A 5,263-nucleotide genomic window follows, 5' to 3' on the forward strand; every position below is an offset into this window, starting at 1 on the left:
CGCGAGCTTGTGACGCAACGTCCAGATGAGGTGCAATATGAAGCCTAGCCCTTGGTCCGGGCTCGGTACGGCCGGCACGACCGCGGCTGGAACCCCCAGTGGGATGCGAACCGCAAGAACTCCGCGTTCAGCACCAGTTCGCCCCCGTCCGCGCGCCCGTCCGACACCACCACCGAACGCATCTGGTCGAACAACAGCTCCCGCGGCACGCCCCCGAACCACCCGAAGGCGCTCTCCAGCCCTTCCGTCAGCACCGCCATCGTCTGCCGGCGGTAGAACCGCAGCCACAAAAGCCGTGAGTATCCCAGCACCGTCACCAGCGCATGGCGCCGCCCCCACGGAAGCGTGAACGTCGCAAAGTCCACCTGTCCCTGCCGCCCAGCCGGCGTCTCGAACCGAACCACCTCCTCCTCCGCCTCCCGCGGCCGTACCGACCGAACGTAGTCCCTCACCCGGCCATATCCCCCCGTGTACCCCGCCGCTCGTACCTCGTCGAAAAGGCGCCTGGCCGACAACCGCGGATACTCCTCCAGCCGCGTCTCGATGATCCCCTTGTACGGATCCAGCTTGTGCTCGACCCCTGGCCGCGCCGTGTACCGCGTCCCCCCTCCAGCGTCTCGCTCCAACTGGCCTCCCGACACCCATCGATGGATCGTCCGTCGATCCACTCCAAACCGTCGCGACAGCTCCGCCCTGGTCACGCCTCGTTCCAGATAGTGCCTTAACAGCATCCTTGTCTCCCATCCGTGCATCGGTACGCCGCTCCATTCCTGTTGGTTTTTGCCAACAGACTGGCCCGACGCACACGTCCTCGCAATCTTCAATGTGGGACATTTTCGATTGACACAAATGGGACATTTACAGTTGTCCGCTACATTGCACGACGGCCGATGCGCCAGGCAAGCTCGTGGGTTCCGAAACTGCTGTCGCCGACGAAGACGATCGCGCGCTGCGGGAGCCAGCGAAGGATCTGAAGCATGCCCTGTCGCGCCCAGTCCGTGAGCTGTTTGTGACGCCGCCCCCGATTGACGGCGAAGCATTCCGAGGGGGCCACGCTGTCCACCGTCCCGAGACGGGGATTGCGGCCGCGGCGGAGCGAGGCGACGAAGTCCCGGTCGCGTAGCGCGGCGACGCCCAGGGCCCCGGCGCTCGTGCCGCTCCGCGCGCACCAGACCTCGATCGCCTGCAGGAACCGGGTCTTCAGGCTGCCGGTCGGGACTGTTTCCATGACGCCCATCCAAGAAAAGATAGGGGCGGCGGAAGGCCCCGCAAGCCGGTTTCGGTATAGGAATTCCGGCGCTTCCCAGTCCTGGCACCGTGAGAGTACGACAGGCGCCGCAAGTCGCCGAAAAAATTTCGTCCGATGCACCGATGAGCTTGAGATACGCCCGGAATCATGGAAACGACGGGCGCTCGCTTTGGCTGCGGCGGACACATGACGATCCTCGATTCGGGCACGGCAACGCTCGAATGAGGGCAGAACCAGAATGAATCGGAACGGCTTGCCTCGTATCCTCCAACAAGCGAGTGCTCATCGTGCCGTAGAGGAAACGCCGCTGAAAGGGCGCTCAGAGGGATTGCCCTCGGCCGCGAATCCTGGCTCTTCGCCGGCTCCGACCGCGGCGGCAGGCGCGCCGCGGCCATGTACACGCTGATCGGCACTGCCAAGCTCAATGACGTCAATCCGCAGGCTTGGCTCGCCGACGTTCTCCGCCGGATCGCGGGACACCCGCAGAACCGGCTCGACGAACTCCTTCCCTGGAACTGGGTTCCGGAGCAGAGGCCGCAATCAAGCCATATAAACCGGCTCCTGCTCAAAACCACTCCGCTCCGCACGCACCGCCGTACAAAGACGGCCTACCTACCCCCGCGGTCTTCGGCGGACGCATACTTTGCGAGGGTGATCGTGAACTGATGGCAAACCGCTCGAGCCGGAGACCGATCAGACCCGGGAAGTTCCAAGCGCGATAAAGCGCGGCGCCTTGATTGGGAATCGGTCTGCGGACTTCATCAGGGCCAGCGGTGATCGAAATGCCGCATCACAGGGCCGAATACATGACTGCTCCCGACCAGCCGCCTCGACGATCACGAAACCCCTTGCAAACCGCGGAGTGTCCATACATGGAACTTCGCCCGCTCGTCAAGCTGAATGCCGGGTGTCTCGTTCGCACCCCTCACTTGGGGGTCGCCTTGAAAAACCACGAAACATCGTCGATAGGCACACTCAGAATTCTTCCTTTTGACCCGGATGACACAGAGGGCTCATGATGGTGCCCTGGGAAGGGTGCGACGTGGCCGTCAACACCACGCTTCCCGTTGTTGCCCTTGGCGCCTTTGCCAGGGGGCTCAGGACATTGCGGTAGTATTGTATGTCCACTATCCCCAGCTTCGCCCCCAGCTCCGGCAGCACCTCCTTGTCCCGGTTTGCCGTGAACACCGCCATCATTGCGAATAGTGAGGGAATTGATTGCCTTTGCGACAGATTCTGGACCAACGATGATTATATCCGTGCCTGAGCTGCCGGGAGCGGCCACTCCACCGTTACCTCCATTCCCTCCGTTACCTCCAGGTCCACCTTTGCTCGCACCACGCTTGCATTTGAACCACCTCTCACTGGCGTGGGCGCCGGGCTGGCCTTTTCCGCCGTTTCCACCTTTTCCACCGTTTCCGCCGGCGACGCCCCTGAGGCCCGGCAGATCTATGTTAAATTTGACCGTCTCCTTCCTTTTCGCTTCCCGAGAGTCGGAAACAACGGAGCCAAGATTGCTACGAAATTCAAAAGATTTGGCGATAATGATTAGACAAGGTGTAGATCGCGACCAACCATTCTGTCCGGGCTTCCCATCCGTTCCGTTGGCGCCTCGTGTCGGCTTATGAGATCTGCTTTGACTTGCGTCATCTCCTTGGGAACCTGGCGCTCCATCTTGGACACGGGGAGGAGTTAGGTTTTTCATAACCTGCCGTCTCAAGGGTGCATATGGTAAATCTCTATAATTCTCACGTGCCCGCGTTATATAGATATCATGCCCTTCGAACATGATCTCTTCGGCAGCGATTGCAAAATAGTTAGCTGAAAGATTAGTCCATTCAAGAGTACTTCCCGAAGTAAACGCGACCTGTTTTCCGCTAACAATGTCGGTCGCGGGCCGATGATGCCCAGACACATTGTAGTATTTTTCCACAGGCGCACTATGAATTTTGTCGTATAGGTCCTTGAACATGGGGATATTAAGTATAATGGGCAGAGAAGTATTGTTAGTAAGCTGCTCTATGTCTGAATCAGCGATTGCACAAGATGCAGAGACCTGCCCAGCTATTGCGAGCAGAAAAACCAAACTCAATACAATGAGCCGAACCAACAGAGTGCCTACAGCTTTCACAATAATGCACATTCCTCTTCTCCCGATATGTTGAGTGTCAACAATTTCAGCTTAGCATATACAGAAATTTTGTATTGTCAATCATGCTGTAGCAGGCTGCTGAAAAACTCTTGGCGCGGTTGCGCATGACGTGATTCGCTGCGTTGCGAGCGATGGGTGTCGGGGCTGGGGCGATGCGAGGCAGGGACGAGAGCAGCGGTAGCCTCAGACTTCTTGACCTCACGACTTTGGCTCGGCGAACGGGAGTGTAGCGAGGCGGTTGAAATTCAGCCTGAATCCGGCAGTTGATGGGGGTCTGGATTCGCCGAAGCCCTTGTAGAGTGGGGGGATGAGCGGATTTGCAGAGGCCCGAGAGGGTCACCCTGCGGGTGAGGGTCCTTGCGCTGCGCGGGACGCGCCTGCGAGACCGTGAAGGTGGACACCTTCGGCGGCACGGTTCATGTCGAATGGGACCCGGATGCGGCGGTGACGCCGCTCGGCCATCTGGCTCTTTCGCGGAGTACCCGAAGGTGAGCGGCCGCTTCGACGCGCTGGTGGCGGACTGCCCGCTGGTCTACACGAGCCCGAACGCGCCGTCGAAGCGGGACGTTCTGGGCACGGTCCTGCTGTCGGTACTGGCGGGCCAGTCGCGCTATGCGCACATTACGGCGTTGCGCGGCGACGGGGTGAACCCGTCGCTTCCTTCAGGGCCATCTCGACGACACGGTCCGTCCCCTTCTGAGCGAACCGTGGGTTCTCGACTGCGACACCACGATCAAGCCGCGCTACGGCCACCAGGAGGGGGCGGTGGTGAGCTACAACCCGAAGAAGCCGGGCCGTCCCTCGCATGCTTGGCATGCGTTCCTGATGGCGGGCACGCGGCTGGTTCTGGATGTCGAGGTTGCGCCGGGCAACCGTCACCGCTCGAACCGTGCGGCGCCCTCCCTGTGGGCCTTGCTGGAGCGTCTCGGCCGGGATCGCTGGCCGCGTCTGGTGCGGGGCGACAAGGACTGGGGCAGCGAGGGCAACATGGCGTCGTGCGAGGCGGCGGGTCTCGCCTATCTGTTCAAGCTGCGCCTGACCAGGGGCGCGCGGCGGCCTGCCGAGCGGCAGATGGCGCGGGACGAATGGGAGGACGCGGGCCAGGGCTGGCAGGGGATCGGGGCCGAGCTCCGCCTGCACGGCTGGAGCCGGTCGCGCCGGGTCGTGGTGCTGCGCCGGCGGCTTCGCGGCACGCTGGCGCTGACGCGCCACGATGACGGCCAGGGCGACCTATTCTGGGCCGAGCCGGGGCCCGGCTCGGGGGTATGGGAGTTCGCGGTGCTCGCGACCTCGGTCGATCTGGAGGTGCGCTCGGTGGCCCAGCTCTACCGCGACCGGGCCGCCGCGGAGAACGGCTTCGACGAGTTGAAGAACCAGTGGAGCTGGGGCGGCTTCACCACGCGCGACCTGACGCGCTGCCGGCACATGGCCCGCCTGATGCTGTTCGAGCTCTCCTTCACATTTCCCTGCCCTACCTTTCGGCGGCGACTTTTCTGTGATGAACGTCATCAGCATTCCTCTTGATGAAAGTGCTCCCTGGTTCAGGATCATGGCCCCGCGATCCAAACACGTCGAAGCGAATATCGCAAAAACTCTGCATCTCACCCTTCTCGTAGGTCGCGTCAGCCCACTACTCGGCGCGGACGCGGACATCGTTCCACGAGAGGCGATCAGGCTGTTCTGCCCTCTTGAACCCTCCAACTCCAATTTCAGACGAAAAGTACATTTGTCGTCTTCAAACTCAGCTTCCGTAGACACAATCAGCGCGTTTGAACACCTGAGTGGCATGACTATCCCAAGTGCACCATTCCGCGAGGTCGGACCAGTTCAGGCACAGGTCAAAGTAACCCAAGGTTCCCGCC

At 61.3% G+C, this 5,263-nt stretch carries 5 protein-coding genes and 1 pseudogene; 3 read left to right on the forward strand and 3 right to left on the reverse strand.

Features of this window, described 5'->3' with window-relative positions:
* Window positions 1-44: 44 nt before the first annotated feature.
* Window positions 45-731 carry an IS21 family transposase gene (gene istA / locus OXF11_08105; GenBank protein ID MCY4487066.1) on the reverse strand — a complete coding sequence of 229 codons (687 nt, stop codon included), beginning with the start codon at window positions 729-731 and terminating at the stop codon, window positions 45-47.
* A 140-nt stretch (window positions 732-871) separates the two neighbouring features.
* Window positions 872-1,228 (reverse strand): hypothetical protein, encoded by a 357-nt coding sequence (locus tag OXF11_08110; GenBank protein MCY4487067.1) that lies wholly within the window; start codon window positions 1,226-1,228, stop codon window positions 872-874.
* Window positions 1,229-1,549: 321 nt separating this feature from the next.
* On the opposite strand from OXF11_08110, the pseudogene OXF11_08115 reads away from it, so the two are divergent.
* Window positions 1,550-1,768: pseudogene (locus OXF11_08115) on the forward strand (transposase domain-containing protein).
* 406 nt (window positions 1,769-2,174) lie between these two features.
* Here OXF11_08115 and OXF11_08120 read toward each other — a convergent pair.
* A complete protein-coding gene (locus OXF11_08120) occupies window positions 2,175-3,392 on the reverse strand; it encodes a hypothetical protein (GenBank protein ID MCY4487068.1) in 1,218 nt (405 codons plus the stop codon).
* 705 nt (window positions 3,393-4,097) lie between these two features.
* Between OXF11_08120 and OXF11_08125 the strand changes: the two genes are divergently transcribed.
* The gene (locus OXF11_08125; GenBank protein MCY4487069.1) at window positions 4,098-4,925 is read left to right on the forward strand and encodes a transposase; all 828 of its coding nucleotides are present in this window, start codon (window positions 4,098-4,100) and stop codon (window positions 4,923-4,925) included.
* A partial coding sequence (locus OXF11_08130) for a hypothetical protein (protein ID MCY4487070.1) occupies window positions 4,900-5,263 on the forward strand: 364 nt, incomplete at its 3' end. The genes OXF11_08125 and OXF11_08130, both read left to right, overlap by 26 nt.

It is taken from the genome of Deltaproteobacteria bacterium (genome assembly GCA_026712905.1).
In the GTDB taxonomy this organism is placed as follows: domain Bacteria; phylum Desulfobacterota; class Binatia; order UBA9968; family JAJDTQ01; genus JAJDTQ01.